The sequence below is a fragment of the Geomonas propionica genome (genome assembly GCF_016458235.1).
GTDB classification, from domain to species: Bacteria; Desulfobacterota; Desulfuromonadia; order Geobacterales; family Geobacteraceae; genus Geomonas; species Geomonas propionica.
Genome location: NZ_JAEMHK010000008.1, coordinates 207,190 through 221,823, shown reverse-complemented (window position 1 = coordinate 221,823; position 14,634 = coordinate 207,190). Strand labels below are relative to the sequence as shown.

The window sequence follows — 14,634 nt, the reverse complement described above, 5'->3', positions numbered from 1 at the left end:
CTCCCGGCGCCGCCGTCATGACTGCGGTTCCGGAAGGGTGAAGTAGAAGCAAGCACCACGGTCAACCTCGCCCTCGGCCCACACGCGCCCCCCGTGGCGCTGTATGATGCGCTGGACGGTGGCAAGGCCCACGCCGAAGCCGTTGAACTCCCGCTCCGTGTGCAGGCGCTGGAACGGGCTGAAGAGCTTGTCCGCCTGGGCCATGTCGAATCCCGCCCCGTTGTCGCATACCTGGTACACCGTTTCAACCTCCAGCTTGGTGCTGCGGAACTGGACCAGGGACTGTTCCTTCTTCCCGGAATACTTGCAGGCGTTGGAGATGAGGTTCTCCAGCACCACCTTCAAAAGGTCGGGGTCGCCATAGGCGGTGATATCGGGCTCGATGGTGAAGGAGAGCCTGCGTCCGGGGGCGGCGAGCTGCTGCGAGGCAGCTATCAGGGTGGCCATCTGGCTCAGGTCCACGGGCGATTTCATCATCTCCGCACGGGTGACTCGGGAGAACTCCAGCAGGGTCTTGATCAGCTGGTTCATGTTGATGGTTTCGTTGAGAATCGTGTTTATGAAATCCTTGCACCCGGTCTCCAGGGTCTCGCCGTAGATTTCCAGGATCACCTGGCAGTAGCCGTTGATGTTGGTGAGCGGCGTGCGCAGGTCGTGGGAGACCGTGTAGCTGAAACCCTCGAGATCACGATTGGCGATTTCGAGTTCCTCAGCGCGTGCGGAAAGGCTCTGGTTCAACTGCGCAATTTTTCTCTCGTTCAGGACCCGCTCGGTGATGTCCTCCAGCACCGCGACGAAGTTGGTGGTTGCCCCGGCCTCGTCGTGGACGGGCGATACCGAGCTGGATTGGTACAGGGGGCGGCCTTCTTTTCCCACCCCGGCCACCTCGCCGTGCCAGGTGTCGCCGGAGGAAACCCGGGCCCAGATCTCATCGCCACCAGGCAGCAGCTCGGCCAGGGAGTGTCCCAGCACCTCCGCCTCCTCCCTGCCAGAGAGCTCCGTAAACTTCGGGTTCACGTATTCCACGGTCCCTGCGGGGTCGGTGATCACGATGCAGCTCGGGCTTTGCTGCACGGCGCGCGACAGCTTGCGCACGAAAGCCTGCTGCGCCTGCAGCTCACGCTCGGTCGACAGGGTGCCCAGGCAGGCTTCGATGGAGGCGAAAAGTTTGCCGCTGTCGATCGGCTTCAGGACGTAGCGTGCGATCCCCAGTTCGATCGACTCCATGAGGTACTGCATGTCGCTATGTGCGCTGGTGACGATGATGGGCAGGGACGGCTTTTGCACTAACATGCGCCGCGCCATCTCGATGCCGCTCATCACCGGCATCCTGATGTCGGTGACCACCAGGTCGGGTACGAAGGTGCCGTAGAGATCCATCGCCTCGCCGCCGTTGGGAGCCGCTTCGATGGCAAGGTCGGGGAACCGGCGGGTCAGCAGGGTGAGCACCGTCTGCCTGGTGATCTCGTCGTCCTCTACGTATAAAAGCTTAAATCCGCTGCCGGGTGCTGCCGTTACCGCCATGTCAAACCTCGATCCTGAACTCGGCGCCTTCCCCGGTGTTGCACACGGTCAGGGAGCCGTTCATGCTCTTTTCCACGATATTTTTCGCCATGAACAGGCCGATGCCGGTTCCTTTGCCCTGCTCCTTGGTGGTGAAGTAGGGCTCGAAGATGCGGTCGATGATGTCCTCCGGGATTCCCCCGGCGTTGTCGGAGATGGTGACCACGGCCCGGTTCTCGTGGCTGGCGAGGGTCACCTTCAGCCTCGGCCCCCGGGTCTTTCTCTCGCCGAAGGCGTCCATGGCGTTGTTCATGATGTTCAACAGGACCTGGGAGAACTCGTTGGGGTGTCCCACCACGGAGGGGACCTCGCCGGTCACCAGCTCGATGACGATCCCCTTGTCGTTGAGGCTCCCATCGATCAGGGCCACGGTGCGCCGCAGCACGTGGCCCAGGTGGAACTCCGTCTTCTCCTTGTCGGGGGTGAAGAAGTTCCTGAAGTCGTCTATGGTCTGGGACATGTGCCGCACCATCTGCATGATCTTGCCGGTGCTGGACTCGAGGTACTCGCGGCTGAAATTGCCGTACTCGTAGGAGAGGGTGAGATCCTGGACCAGGAGCCCGACCGCGTTCAGCGGCTGGCGCCACTGGTGCGCGATGTTGCCGATCATCTCGCCCATGGCGGCCTGCCGGCTTTGCTGCATGAGCACCTCGTCCTTCTTGCGCAGTTCTTCCAGCGCCTGCAGGCGCTCCGCCGTCTCCAGGGTAAGCGCCGCGGTCCGCTCCAGCACCCGCTGCTCCAATTCGCGGTTCAGGTTGGACAAAAGCGCCTGCGCCCCGAGCAGTTCCTGGTTCTTTTCCGCCGCCATCTCGTAGGTCGCCAGCAGCAGTTCCAGGGTGTGGGCGCAGTCGGCGTGGACATGGTACTCACGCCCCCGGTATCCGACTGAAACCGCCCCCTCGGCATCCCCCTGGCGGCACAGGCGCTCCCCTTCGAGCACGGCGCGGATGCGGGATAAGAGGAGCTTGCGGCTGTAGGGTTTGGAGACGAAATAGTCCGCCCCCACCTCGAGGCTGTGCAGGACGTCGGCGGGGTCGTTCAGGTGGGTGAGCAGGATGATGGGAAGCCGCTCCTTCCCCTGCAGTTGCCTCACCTGGCGACAGAGCTCGAAGCCGTCCATCTCGGGCATGAGGATGTCGCTGATGACCAGGTCGGGGCAGTCGGACCGGATCACCTCCAGCGCGGCGCTGCCGTTGCGGGCGCTGAGCACCCGGTAGCCCTGCTCGGCCAGCATCTGCTCCAGGAGCTTCGCCTGGGTCGGGCTGTCGTCGACGATCAGTATGTGGTGCCTTGCGGCGCCAGCGGTATGGTAGGTCTGCATCTTTTCTCTTTCCTTAGCTTGAAACGGCGCTTGCGCCTTTACTGGTAACTCTGCGCAACAGGTCGATGATCGCCCCGGGCGGCAGCACGTGCTGGGCCGCGTCGATCTCTATGGCCTCTCCCGGCATGCCGAAGACCATCGAGCTTTCCCGGTCCTGGGCGACCGTAATGCCGCCGCGCCCGCGGATCGCCTTCAACTCCAGCGCCCCGTCCTTCCCCATACCGGTCAGGAGCACCCCCATTGCATGCCGTCCGTAGCTCTGCGCGACGGACCGGAACAAGACCGCGACCGAAGGGCGCACGCCATGTTCCTTGTCGGCGTCGCTGAGCAGAATCTTTCCGGCCGAGGTGACCTCCATGTGGCAGTGGTCCGGCGCCACGTAGACCTGGCCCGGTTTGAGCTGCGCGCCGTCGGTGCCCAGTTGCACGGGGAGCTTCGAGGTGTGGTTCAGCCAGTGCACGAAGTTCTCGGTGAACCCGACCGCCATGTGCTGCACCACCACGACCGCAGCGGGAAAGTCGGGGGGGAGCCCGGCGAGGATCTGGCGCAGCAGTGGCGGTCCTCCCGTCGAGGCCCCGATCGCCACCACCTTCACCGTCTGCGCGGGGGGGAGGGGCACCGGGCGCTCGGGGTGGGGCGCCACCTTGCCGGAGGGGAAGATGCGGCGCACCACCTTGATCTCGGCCATCAGTTTCAGGTGATGGATCAGGCTCTCCACCGAGGCCTGGTAGCCGGGGCTTCCCAACGGATCGGGCTTGGCGAGGACCATCAGGGCGCCGGCCTCCATGACCCGGAACAGGGTCGCGCTGTCCTTGGGGTTCATCTTGCCGGTGACGATGACGATGGGGACCGGGCAGGTCGACATGATGGCCCGGGTGGCGTCGAAGCCGTCCATGCCCGGGAGGTTGATGTCCATGGTGATCAGGTCGGGACGTAGCGTTCTGGCAGCCTCGACGGCCTCCTCGCCGGACTCGGCGGTGCCGATCACCTTGAGCTCGGGATCGGCCTCGAAGGCAGCCACCAGCGCGCGCTGCACCGTTTTCGAATCCTCTACCACCAACAGTCTGAACACGCGGTTCCTCATCAGCTTAGTTTTTGAATGACCTCGACCAGGTTCCCCTGATCGAAACTGCTTTTCACCAGATAGGCGCTGGCGCCTACGTCGATGCCCCGCTCCCGGTCGCTGCGCGATTCCAGCCCGGTCACCAGGACCACCGGGAGCGCGGCGAGCTTATCGTCGGCGCGGATTGCAGCGGTGAGCTGGAAGCCGTCCATGCGCGGCATCTCGATGTCGGAGACGACCACGTCGCAGGGGTCGGCGCGCAGCTGTGACAGAGCGTCGGCCCCGTCCACGGCAGTGCGCACCTCGTACCCTGCCGATTCCAGGATGTTCTTTAACAGCGTACGCGACGTGATCGAGTCCTCCGCCACCATGACCGTGAGCCGCCTGGCCAGCGGCGATGGGGAGGGGGGCGTCACCGCGGGCGCCTCGACGGCAAGCGCGGAGCGGAACAGGTCGGCCACGTTCAAGACCGGCACCACCCTGCCGTTACCGAGCACCGTTCCCCCTGACACGTTGCGCACCCGGGAAAGCTGTCGCCCGAGGGGCTTGACCAGGATCTCCTGGACTCCAAGCACCTGGTCCACGGCGAAAGCGATCCTCTTTTCGCCGGTGTGCAGGAGCACGAAGCAGAGACTCTCCTCGCCCCCCGGCGCGCTTCGTTCCAACTCCAGGATGCGCGCCAAAGAGACCAGCGCGACCACCTCGCCGTTTACGAGCACCGTGTCGCGGTTTTCCACCCGTTTCACATCGGTAAGCGGCACCCGGGCGCTCACTTCCACGTTGGTGGCAGGAATGACGCAGTCCCGGCCGCGCACCTGCACCAGCAGCCCGCGGATCCGCGCGAAGGAGAGCGGGAACACCAGCCGGAAGGTAGTGCCCACCCCGGGGGCGCTGGTGATGGCGACGTGGCCTCCCAGGCGCTCCAGGGACTCGCGCACGATGGCGAGACCGACTCCCCGGCCTGACACGTTGCCGACCGACCTGCTGGTGGAGAGGCCGGACTCGAAGATGAGCTGCAGCGCCTCGTGGTCCGGCATGCGCTCGATGACCTCCGCCGGCGCGACTTCGAGCAATAGCGCTGCCGCCTTGACCCGGGCCACGTCGATGCCGGCGCCGTCGTCTTCGAGGATCAGTTCGGCACGGTTCGCGTCCTGCAGCCTGGCCTCGATGCGGATCGACCCTTTGCCATGTTTGCCCACGCGCTCACGGCGGTGCGGTTCCTCGATGCCATGGTCGACCGTGTTGCGCACCAGGTGCAAAAGGGGTTCCTTCAGCTCGGCGAGGATGCGGCGGTCGATCTCGAGTTCGCCCCCGCGCAGGCTGAACTCCGCTTCCTTGCCCAGCTCGCGGGCCAGGTCTCGCACCAGCTTGGCGAAGGGGTCGCAAATGGTGGAGCAGGGGAGCAGCTGCAGCTTCTTCATCTCCTCCAGGAGCGGGTCGAGCAACGACTGCAGCGACCTCAGGTGCTTTTCCGCGCCCTTATCCAGCAGGCGCAGGCGCCCCTCCAGGTGCCGCTCTGCCTGGCAGCTCTGCTCCAAGAGGGCGGCCAGCGCCGCCTCCCGGCCGCTGGCTCCCTTCATCCCTCTGCGGGCGATTTCCTGGGCGCGGCTGCGCTCTCCCTGGCGCATGGCGAGTTCGCCGGTGACGGCCGCCATCTCCTCGTGCAGCGCGGACGCGGAGAGTTTGGCGGAAACCAGCTCCTCTGACTGCAACAGGAGTTCTTCCAGAAGCCGCGCCGATACCCGGACCGTCTCGTCCCCCTGCGGGCGCGCTGCGGCGTGAGGCGTTTCGATCGGCCGCCTTTCCGGGACGCGGGGAGGCGGCTGGTGGGCCTGAGGACCGGCCCCGGTTGACAGCGCCGGAGCAATGGAAGGCGCCGCGGCTGCCTTGGCAGGTATGGCAGCCTCCACGGACGCCGATAACAAAGCAGGGGCGGGAAGGGAAGCCTCTGTTTCGCGCCGGGGAGCCACAGCCGCGGCGGGCGGCAGGCCAATGGATACCCGCTCGCCCAGATCGTTGATGCTGGCGTGGAGCGCGTCGAACTGCTCCAGTCCGAGCGCGAGGTCGCCCCGCTTCAGATCGGCGAGTACGTCCTCGAGCCGCTGGCAGGCAAGGGCGACGTCGGGGAGGTTCACGGCGTGCGCCGCCCCCTTCAGGGTGTGCACGCGGCGGAACACCGACTCCATGAGCCGTTTGCGTTCGGCGAGCTCCGGGTCGCGCTCCAGCGCGAGGAGCAGGGAGGAAAGCTCCCCCAGGTGCTCCTGGGCCTCCAACTCGAAGGTCGCCAGCAGTTCTTTGAGCAGGGCGTCGCTGTCAAACATGCTGCGCACTCCCCCTGTTTTCTGCCGTCATGGGTGTCATGCCACCTTGTAGCCGCTGACCAGTTGCTGCAGCTTCTGGTTCAGCTCGTAGAGATTGCGGGCCGCCGCCTCGATCTGGCGCGATCCTTCCACGTTCTGGTCGCTCGCCTGGTTGATGCTCTGGATGGCGATGGCGATCTGGTCCATGCCGATCGCCTGTTCCTGGGTGGAGGTGACGATCTGCAGGGTGGCGTTGGAGGATTCCTCGATGCTGGCGGCCAGTTGCCGGATCGATTCCCCCGCCTCGCTGGACTGTTTCACGCCCGCCTCGACCGCCTTGCTCCCCTGCTCGGTGGCGAGGACCGCGGCGGTGGTGGCCTTCTGGATCTGGCCGATGATGCTCCTGACCTGGGAGGTGGCCTGCTTGGACTGGGTGGCCAGGTTTTTCACCTCTTGCGCCACGACGGCGAACCCTTTGCCGTGCTCGCCCGCCTTGGCCGCCTCGATGGCCGCGTTCACCGCGAGCAGGTTGGACTGCTCGGCCAAGTCCGCCACGGTGGCGATGATCTCGCCGATGGCCTGGCTCTGCTCGGAGAGGTTGACGATGCGCTCCGCGATGAAGCCCATGCGCTCGTCGATCCCCTGCATGCCGCCGATGGCGCTGTTGACCGACTCCCTGCCGGTCCGGGCGATCTGGGCCGAGCGGTGGGCGCCTTCGTACACCTGGCGCGACTTCTGGGAGGTGAGGTCGGTGGTCTGACGGATCTCCTGCACGGTGGCGTTGGTTTCAGAGATGGAGGTGGCGGTCTGGGCCGAACTGGAGGCGAGCTCGCTCACCGTGGTCATGATCTCGGCGGCGGAACCGGCAAGGACGTTGACCACCTCGGCGATTTCGACGGTGAGCTCCCTGACGTTGCTGGTCATGGTCCGGAAGGAGTGCCCCAGCCGGTCCTTGGGGGAGGCGGGGAGCACTTCGATGGTGAGGTCGCCGGATGCGATGCGGTCGGCGTTTTCGGCGAGGCTGTTGAGCGACGCCACCATGTTGCGCATGGCGGAGCCGAACACGTCCTGTTCCGACAGCAGCGCCACGTCGACATCGAGGTCGCCCAGCGCGATGCGGTTCGCTGTTTCGCCGAGGCGGCGCATGGAATGCACCATCTTGCCCATGGCCCGAAGCAGTTGCCCCAGTTCATCCGCCGAGTCGCTGCCGATCTCGACCGAGACGTCCCCCTGGGCCAGCCGCTCGGCCGCCTGCACCGCGTCGGTGAGCGGCTTGGTGATGGAAGCGGTGATGGCGAAAGCGATCAGCGCGGCGAGGATGCCGGCAAGTGCCACGAGGACGGCGGTGAGGGCGAAGGTGGAGCGCTGGTTGCGCTGAGACTCTTGGGCAAAGGATTCCGCCTTGCCGAAGGAGAACCTGAGCACCTCGTTGACCTGCGCATCGATCTTGGTGACTGTACGGCGTGCGTAGGTCTTATGGAAGGCGATGGCCTCCTTGATCTTGCCCTGACGCACCAGCGCGATGGTTCTGCCCCTGACCTCCTTCCACTGGTCCATGGACTCCTTGATCTGGTCGATCTTCCCCTTGTCTCCAAGGAATCTCTCCCGGGCGAGTGCGAGCTGCTGATACACGATGCGCTCGCAGCCGTCGATCTCGGCGAGAGTGACCTCCATATCCTCCCGGTCGCTCGCGTAGAGCACCACGTCTTTCATGCCACGGTGCATACGCACGATATTGCTGTCCACTTGGTGGATGGCATTGGTGACCGCGAAGGGATGTTCGTAAAACTCGCTCAGCAGGTCGCCTTCGGCAGCGATGTTCTTCAGGGAGAGCCCCCCGGTCAAGATGAGAAACAGCACCAGCACGGAAAAGCCGATGGCCAGTCGGGAACGGATCTTCATATTACTCAGCATGGAACCCCCTAAAGACAGGACCAAGAAAAAGGTTAAGACTAAGAAAGTCTCTCAACCTAACCTGAACTCGACCTCACTCATCAAACGTCACAATCATATTCTCAATCTTAATCTTGATCTCTACCTGCTTTTTCACCCCACCTCTTCGTGCACCACCATCCTCGGATCGGACAGGATGCGACCCATGTCGAGCAGGGCCATCCGCTCGGCGGTCACCCCTGCCGCGAATTCCTCCCTGGGGCCAGTGAAGGTGTCGGGAAGGGGGAGCAGTTCCCCATCGGCGACGGACCTGGTGCCGACGATGCTGTCCGCCAGGACCCCGAACTCCATCCGGTCGTCCGCCACCACGATGACCCGGTTCAGGTCGGAAAGACCCAGCGCCGGCAGTTCGAAGAAGCGGCGCAGGTCCAGGATGGAGATGATGCGGCCGCGCAGGTTGGTGACCCCCAGTACGAAGGAGGGGGCGCAAAAAAGCGGCGTGAAATCGGTGAGCGGCAGGGTGGCCGCTATGTAGGAGAGTTCGATGGCATAGCGTTCGCCGGACAGCAGGAATTCGAGGCACTCGATGCCGGTCGCGCCGGCTGCGCGCTCGGGCTGCCGGCTCAACTGGCGTGCCCGTTCCTCAAGCAGCGCCTTTTCGCGCTCCGGGTCGCGCGAGGGTGCATCCGCCGCGGCGAAGGCGGCCTCCTGGCGCTTGAGCAGGGCCGCCCAGTCTATGCTGGAACTCTTTACCGACATCCGTCATCTCCAAAAACAGTGCTGCCGCTGGAACTAGCGGCGGTTCAACCCGGCGTTCATCCCCTTGATCAACTGCGTCAGTAGCCCCGCGGTGATCCCTTCCGCGTCCGGCAGGACCTGCGCGGGGTCGTAGCGCTGCAGAAGGCGCAGGGCGTTGGCGAAACTCTGCTCCGCCTCCCGAAGCTCGCCGCGCTTGCGGCAGAGGTTGCCCAGGGCGAAGTAGGCGAGCAGGTAGTCGTGGTCTAGGTAGAGCGTGTGCTTCAAGGCCGCCTCGGCGGCGCTTCCTTCACCCATCTGCTCCAGAATCATGGAGAGCAGGTAGTGCGTGTGCGCGTCTAAGCGATCCAACAGCAGCGCCTTTTCGCATTGCTCCCGCGCCTCCTGGTAGCGCCCGAGGTTCGCGTAGCAGCGCGCCGCGAGGGCGAGGGACTCCGGGAGGTGCGGCGCTGACAGGGCCAGGCGCGCGGCCTGCTGATAATCACCGCACTCGTACGCGGCGCGGGCCTGCTCGACGCTCCCCGGCAGGTCCACATGTGGGGCGGAGGCGCTTGCGTCGAACCCGGGGCGCGCCGGGGAGACATCTGTCAAGAGGGCACCCTCGGCCGCAGGCGGCGCACCGGCGCCTTTTGTGGAGGGGCGCGGCGTCTTCCGGCGCTCCCCTTTCCTGAGCACCAACGCACCGTCGTAATGGTGGCAGTTGAAGCCGACCAACTTCTGGTGATCCACCTCGGTCGGGCCTACGAAAAGCCAGCCGCCTTGATTTAAGGCCGCATAAAACCGGGCTACCGTCGTTTCGATCAGCTCGGGATGGAAATAGAGCATCACGTTGCGGCAGAAGATGATGTCCGTGCCGCTGGTGAGGGCGCTCCCCAAGTCGCCGGCCAGGTTCAGTTGGCTGAAGTGCACCATGTGACGGATACGGGGGACGATCTGGAAATGGCCCTCCCCCAGCGGGGTGAAGTACTCCATGAGCCATTCCGGGGCGTTACGGAAGGACCATTTGCCGTACACTCCCCTTTGGGCGCGCTCCAGCGCTTCTTCATTGATGTCGGTTCCCAGGATCTTGATCTTCCACTCGGGGAGATCACGCAGCAGCCGGCTCAGGATGATGGCGATGGAGTAGGGCTCCTCGCCGGTGGAACATCCCGCGCTCCAGATTTTGAGGGTCTTACCGCCGCGTCGCCTGGCCGCGATGAGCCCGGGGAGTATCTGTTGCTCGAGCGCGCGGTAGCTCTTCGGGTCGCGCAGGAAATAGGTCTCGCCGATGGTGAGTGCGCCGCACAGCGACTTCATCTGTTCCTGGGTCAGCGGAGCGGACATGAGTTGGAACAGGTAGTGGTCCAGATCGTCGAAGCCCGCCTCCCTTCCCAGCGCGGTCATCTTCTGCGCCAGGTCCGGCAGCCGCGACTCGGGGAAGTGCAACCCCATGTTCCTGCCGATGAAGCGGGCGAAACTGCTCAGTGCGTGCTGATGATGGCCGCTCACGCTACACCTGTTCCAGCGCCGCCCGGATCTGCGCTTCTTCATCAGGGAAGAGCAGGGTGTCCAGGTCGTGGATCAGCACCAGGCCGTCCGGGGTTCGGGTCACGCCGGCCAGGAACTCGGTTCCTGTGATGATCCCGTCGGCGGGTACCAGCGCCCCTTCAGCCTGTTCGCATACCGCCTCGGTGGCGTCCACGTGGAGCGCCAGCGCGAGCCGGTCGGTGCGGGCCACGACGAACTGATCCTCGCTGCCGATGCCTCGCTCCGGCAGCCGAAACCGTTTCCTCAGATTGATGACGGGGAGGACCTCCCCTTGCAGATCGAGAATGCCGAGTACGATGTCCGGGGCATGGGGGATCGGGGTGAGCGCCGCGGCCCTGATGACCCTGGTGACCTGGTCGAGTCTCAAGGCGTAGCGTTTGCCGTCGAGGGCGAAGATGAGTAGGTGGATCGTATCTATCGGTCTTCTCCAAGTAAGACTTCACTACGGCGCTTTAATTTACCGCGAGCCGGGCTTCTATTCAAGCGGATTGTTGTCATTTGACGGGCTGTCGTGTGATTTTTTGCAGTGGAAGCTTCTTGTTGGAGTATTGGCAGGAACTTCCTTTCTTTAAATCGTGATCGTGAGGATGCGGCGGGCAGGCGAAATACAGTTACCGGTGTTGCTGTGACAATGCCAGAGGTTTGCAATTCATGGAATTATCCAGGCGCTGACAGTAGCAAAGGGGCAACTGCGGAGCCTGTGTCAGCGTAGCCGGAAGTCGCTGGCGTAGCGCTGTACCTCGGGCAGGAATTCCAGGAAATCCTGTTGCAATGCCTGGTAGTTGCGGGTAAGCTCCTTGCCGCCCCCCCCCAGGGGGTTGGCGCGCGGCACGCGCCTGGACATCCGCTGCAGGGCGCCGGCGATGCCGTCGGTGGTGAGGTAGGAGGGAATCATGTCCTCGAAGATGACCGGAACCAGCCGCTGCAACGCTTCCGGCAGCAGGGCCCGGTTCCCCTCTACGATCTTCCTGACCCGCTCGAGGTAGACCGGCAGCGGTTCCTCGTGCCACTGACGCCAGCCGCTGGCGAGGAAATGGTCGTAGTACAGGTCGACCAGGATGCCGCGGTAGAGCCCGAACTCCGACGCGATGCGCAGTCGGCTGGCGGTGAAGGCGGGATGCCCCTGGGCATAGGAGTCGATGCGCCGGTGCAGCGCGAGTCCTTGGCTCAGACGCTCCGGGAATCGGTCGGACAGCGGCCCCTTGACAAAGTCCCCCATAAAGTTGCCGGTGAGGATGGCGGGGTCGTCCCCGGAGAGGTATAGATGGAAGAGGTAGTTCATGGCAGGAAATGATACCAAAACCTCGGCAGAAGGGGTAGGGGGAGTGACATGCTTGGGGCGCTGACCGGCGACATCGTCGGATCCATCTACGAGTGGAACAACATCAAGACTACCGTCTTCCCGCTGTTCCAGGACCACTGCCGCTTCACCGACGACACCGTGCTCACCGTGGCGCTCGCCGAGGCGATCATGAGCGGTGAGCCATACGCGCAGGTCATGCGGCGCTATTATCGCAGCTACCCCGAGGCCGGGTACGGCAAGAACTTCGCCCGCTGGGCGGCAAGCGAGGACGCCGCCCCCTACGATAGTTGGGGTAACGGTTCGGCGATGCGCATCGCGCCGGCGGGGTGGGCCTTCGATTCCCTCGACGAAGTGCTGCAAAAGGCCAAAGAGTACTCGCTCCCCACCCACGGCCACCCGGAAGGGGTGCGGGGGGCGCAGGCCGCGGCGGCGGCGATCTATCTCGCGCGGACCGGCGCCACCAAGGAGCAGATGCGCAGTTTCATCGCCGGTCGCTTCGGCTACGATCTTTCCCGTGACTGCGATGACATCCGCCCGGATTATCGTTTCGACGTCTCCTGTCAGGGGACGCTCCCCCAGGCGCTGGCCGCTTTCTTTGATTCGGAGGATTTTGAGAGCGCACTGCGGCTGGCGGTGTCCCTTGGGGGCGACTCCGATACCCTGGCATGCATCACCGGGGGCATCGCACAGGCCTTTTACGGCGGGGTTCCGGCCTATATCGCGCAGCGCGCGCTTGGGTTTCTGGACGAGCCGCTGAGAAGGGTGACGCTGGAGTTTGAGGGGCGGTTCGTGGCGGGGAGAGGGGCGGATGATGGGCAAATCCCCCCTGTCCCCCCTTTTGCAAAGGGGGGGACGCTAGGGCACGCGCACTGACAGTGGTCAAGAGTCGGAGTAGTTTCGGTCTTTGATGAAAGGCGGGGGGAGTGTCTGGGTGCATTTTTTGGGGGGGGGAGCTCTGGGAGTGTTGGTGTTTAGAGTCGCAGGTGAACTCGGGCGCCCCCCTTTGCGAAGGGGGGACGGGGGGGGGGTGCCTTAGGCATAAAAGAAAGGCCGGTGGCCCTTGGCGCAATTAGGCGCCGGACCATCGGCCGGTTCCTGCGCGGCAGCGCCCTGTTAGGCGCTGCCGTGTTTCTGGTTCCACTTTTCGAGGGCGGACCGGTAGTCATCCTGCATTTCCTCACCGATGCCGTACGGGTTGTGCGCCTGCTCCGCCTCAATTCGAGGAAGGGGGGCGGGCTCTTCCTCAACTTCCTCGATGCACGCTTCCGGAAGGACGGAGGCCAGCATCTCCATGATCTGCTGCAATCGGCCCAGTACTTCGTTCTTGAAGGTCTCGTCGTCCATGGTCGTCCCCGGTTCGGGCCATGCCTGCCATCGGCAGGGTATGGGCACCCCTTGGTTTAAAGACGGGAACGATTATACCGTAGGAACGGCAACCATCCAGTTACTTCATCATCTCTTTGCCGATGTCAAATCCCTTGCCGACCGCCTCGCCCAGCCCGTAGTAGATGCGATTGGTGGGGCTGTAGATGAGCGGCAGCACCTTGGCCGGGTCGGGGAGTCCCGCGGCATCGAGAACGGACTCGTCGGCCTTCACATCCACGATCTCGCCGATGAACTGTGTGTGCACGCCGATCTCGACCGTCTGCAGCAGACGGCACTCGATGACCAGCGGGAATTCCGCCACGTACGGCGCATCGACCAGGTCGCTCTTCGCCGCGGTGAGACCCGCTTTTGCGAATTTGTCCTCGTTCTTGCCGGACGCAATCCCGGCGTAGTCGGCCGCGACGGCGAACTGCTGCGACGGGATGTTCACGGTGAAGGCGCCGCGCTTGAGGATCGCGTCGTAGCTGTAGCGCGACTTGCGCAGGGAAATGGTGACCGCCGCGGGGTCGGAGCTGCAGACGCCGCCCCAGGCCACCGTGGCCAGGTTCGGTTTGCCAGCTATGTCGTAACTTCCCACCAGCCAGACCGGGGTCGGCATGACGTGGGTGCCTATGCCCAAGCTCTTTTTCATATGGCCTCCTATGCCTTTATTTGAGGATGTCCGACAGCAACTTGCCGCCTACGCCAATGTTCTCACGCTCCATCTCCTTGATGAAAACGATGAACTTGTCGGCGGGGATCTGGGTGACGGAACTGGCGGCTTCGGTCAACGCCTGCACCAGTTGGCCCTTCTTCTCTTTGTTCTCGATGATGCCGAGATCTATGGTGATAACGGGCATGTTCAACTCTCCTTGTAGCGGATGTAATGTTGAAAGAGTGCCAATGTAGCAAATATTGCCGGTTACATCAACCGCTGCCCTATTGTCGTGGTGTGACGGAAGGGGGGGGATGATTATTCGCCCCTACACATACGTGGTGCGTAGTGCCTGTGCAGGTAAGTATCTGTGTGTCGAGTTTGTAAGGCTGATAAGAAGGCTTGGGAGCATGCAGCAGTCGTGGTATATTCACCGGATTCGGCAGCAACAAGGAAGAGGAAGATGGCAGAGATAAAGGAATCTGAAATAAAGGTTGAATTTTACCGCGCGTCGGGGCCGGGAGGGCAGCATCGCAACACGACTGACTCGGCGGTGCGGATCAGGCATCTGCCGACCGGGATCGTGGCCCAGGCCAGTGAGAGCCGCTCCCAGGCCCAAAACAGGGAGAAGGCGCTCGAACGACTGGCCGAACTGTTACGCAGGCGCGAGCAGAAGCGGAAGAAGCGGGTCGCAACCAAGGTGCCGCGCGGCGCCAAGGAGCGGCGGCTCTCCGACAAGAAGGCGGTGGGGGAACGCAAGAGACAGCGGTCTGTGATTGATAATTGACACCTTAAAGCCTCGAGTCGGCAATACCGACACCTGAACAACCAGAAACCATCGCGATGGGGAACAAAAAGGGTGGTAAAGGGCGGGCTTCAGTGTGAGGA

13 protein-coding genes and 1 pseudogene are annotated in these 14,634 nt (G+C 63.8%); 2 read left to right on the top strand and 12 right to left on the bottom strand.

Going from position 1 to position 14,634, the window contains the following annotated elements; genetic code table 11:
• Positions 1-15: 15 nt before the first annotated feature.
• The 9 genes from JFN90_RS12475 to JFN90_RS12435 form a co-directional block, all read right to left on the bottom strand.
• Positions 16-1,524 (bottom strand): sensor histidine kinase, encoded by a 1,509-nt coding sequence (locus tag JFN90_RS12475; protein WP_199395443.1) that lies wholly within the window; start codon positions 1,522-1,524, stop codon positions 16-18.
• A gap of 1 nt (position 1,525) precedes the next feature.
• A complete protein-coding gene (locus JFN90_RS12470; RefSeq protein WP_199395442.1) occupies positions 1,526-2,884 on the bottom strand; it encodes a hybrid sensor histidine kinase/response regulator in 1,359 nt (452 codons plus the stop codon).
• Between the two features lie 13 nt (positions 2,885-2,897).
• Entirely contained in the window at positions 2,898-3,956 is a 1,059-nt protein-coding gene (gene cheB / locus JFN90_RS12465; RefSeq protein ID WP_199395441.1) for a chemotaxis-specific protein-glutamate methyltransferase CheB, read from the bottom strand.
• Positions 3,957-3,967: 11 nt separating this feature from the next.
• Positions 3,968-6,268, bottom strand: a complete 2,301-nt coding sequence (locus JFN90_RS12460) for a hybrid sensor histidine kinase/response regulator (RefSeq protein WP_199395440.1) — start codon at positions 6,266-6,268, stop codon at positions 3,968-3,970.
• A gap of 36 nt (positions 6,269-6,304) precedes the next feature.
• A complete protein-coding gene (locus JFN90_RS12455) occupies positions 6,305-8,161 on the bottom strand; it encodes a methyl-accepting chemotaxis protein (protein ID WP_199395439.1) in 1,857 nt (618 codons plus the stop codon).
• Between the two features lie 132 nt (positions 8,162-8,293).
• On the bottom strand, positions 8,294-8,899 hold the full coding sequence (locus JFN90_RS12450; RefSeq protein ID WP_199395438.1) for a chemotaxis protein CheW: 606 nt from the start codon (positions 8,897-8,899) through the stop codon (positions 8,294-8,296).
• A 33-nt stretch (positions 8,900-8,932) separates the two neighbouring features.
• Positions 8,933-10,384, bottom strand: a complete 1,452-nt coding sequence (locus JFN90_RS12445) for a CheR family methyltransferase (RefSeq protein WP_328755642.1) — start codon at positions 10,382-10,384, stop codon at positions 8,933-8,935.
• 1 nt (position 10,385) lies between these two features.
• On the bottom strand, positions 10,386-10,820 hold the full coding sequence (locus tag JFN90_RS12440; RefSeq protein ID WP_328755645.1) for a chemotaxis protein CheW: 435 nt from the start codon (positions 10,818-10,820) through the stop codon (positions 10,386-10,388).
• A 306-nt stretch (positions 10,821-11,126) separates the two neighbouring features.
• On the bottom strand, positions 11,127-11,723 hold the full coding sequence (locus JFN90_RS12435) for an acyl carrier protein phosphodiesterase (protein ID WP_328755641.1): 597 nt from the start codon (positions 11,721-11,723) through the stop codon (positions 11,127-11,129).
• Positions 11,724-11,753: 30 nt separating this feature from the next.
• Here JFN90_RS12435 and JFN90_RS12430 point away from each other — a divergent pair, with 30 nt between their 5' ends.
• Positions 11,754-12,599 (top strand): ADP-ribosylglycohydrolase family protein, encoded by an 846-nt coding sequence (locus JFN90_RS12430; RefSeq protein ID WP_199395436.1) that lies wholly within the window; start codon positions 11,754-11,756, stop codon positions 12,597-12,599.
• 240 nt (positions 12,600-12,839) lie between these two features.
• On the opposite strand, the gene JFN90_RS12425 is transcribed toward JFN90_RS12430, so the two are convergent.
• From JFN90_RS12425 to dmpI, 3 genes are all read right to left on the bottom strand, one after another.
• The gene (locus JFN90_RS12425) at positions 12,840-13,070 is read right to left on the bottom strand and encodes a hypothetical protein (RefSeq protein WP_199395435.1); all 231 of its coding nucleotides are present in this window, start codon (positions 13,068-13,070) and stop codon (positions 12,840-12,842) included.
• Between the two features lie 100 nt (positions 13,071-13,170).
• Positions 13,171-13,743, bottom strand: coding sequence for a flavin reductase family protein (locus JFN90_RS12420; protein WP_199395434.1), 573 nt, complete (start codon positions 13,741-13,743; stop codon positions 13,171-13,173).
• 16 nt (positions 13,744-13,759) lie between these two features.
• Positions 13,760-13,951: a 4-oxalocrotonate tautomerase DmpI gene (gene dmpI, locus JFN90_RS12415; protein WP_199395433.1), complete on the bottom strand. Its 192-nt coding sequence runs from the start codon at positions 13,949-13,951 to the stop codon at positions 13,760-13,762.
• A gap of 264 nt (positions 13,952-14,215) precedes the next feature.
• Between dmpI and JFN90_RS12410 the strand changes: the two are divergent.
• A pseudogene (locus JFN90_RS12410) lies at positions 14,216-14,533 on the top strand (peptide chain release factor-like protein); the annotation flags it as partial.
• Positions 14,534-14,634: the final 101 nt, after the last annotated feature.

What these genes read in the sequence shown, in the direction of transcription:
- JFN90_RS12475 (WP_199395443.1), bottom strand. Translation starts at nt 1,524, where the DNA reads ATGGCGGTAACGGCAGCACCCGGCAGCGGATTTAAGCTTTTATACGTA.
- JFN90_RS12470 (WP_199395442.1), bottom strand. Translation starts at nt 2,884, where the DNA reads ATGCAGACCTACCATACCGCTGGCGCCGCAAGGCACCACATACTGATC.
- JFN90_RS12460 (WP_199395440.1), bottom strand. Translation starts at nt 6,268, where the DNA reads ATGTTTGACAGCGACGCCCTGCTCAAAGAACTGCTGGCGACCTTCGAG.
- JFN90_RS12455 (WP_199395439.1), bottom strand. Translation starts at nt 8,161, where the DNA reads ATGCTGAGTAATATGAAGATCCGTTCCCGACTGGCCATCGGCTTTTCC.
- JFN90_RS12450 (WP_199395438.1), bottom strand. Translation starts at nt 8,899, where the DNA reads ATGTCGGTAAAGAGTTCCAGCATAGACTGGGCGGCCCTGCTCAAGCGC.
- JFN90_RS12430 (WP_199395436.1), top strand. Translation starts at nt 11,754, where the DNA reads ATGCTTGGGGCGCTGACCGGCGACATCGTCGGATCCATCTACGAGTGG.
- JFN90_RS12425 (WP_199395435.1), bottom strand. Translation starts at nt 13,070, where the DNA reads ATGGACGACGAGACCTTCAAGAACGAAGTACTGGGCCGATTGCAGCAG.
- JFN90_RS12420 (WP_199395434.1), bottom strand. Translation starts at nt 13,743, where the DNA reads ATGAAAAAGAGCTTGGGCATAGGCACCCACGTCATGCCGACCCCGGTC.
- dmpI (WP_199395433.1), bottom strand. Translation starts at nt 13,951, where the DNA reads ATGCCCGTTATCACCATAGATCTCGGCATCATCGAGAACAAAGAGAAG.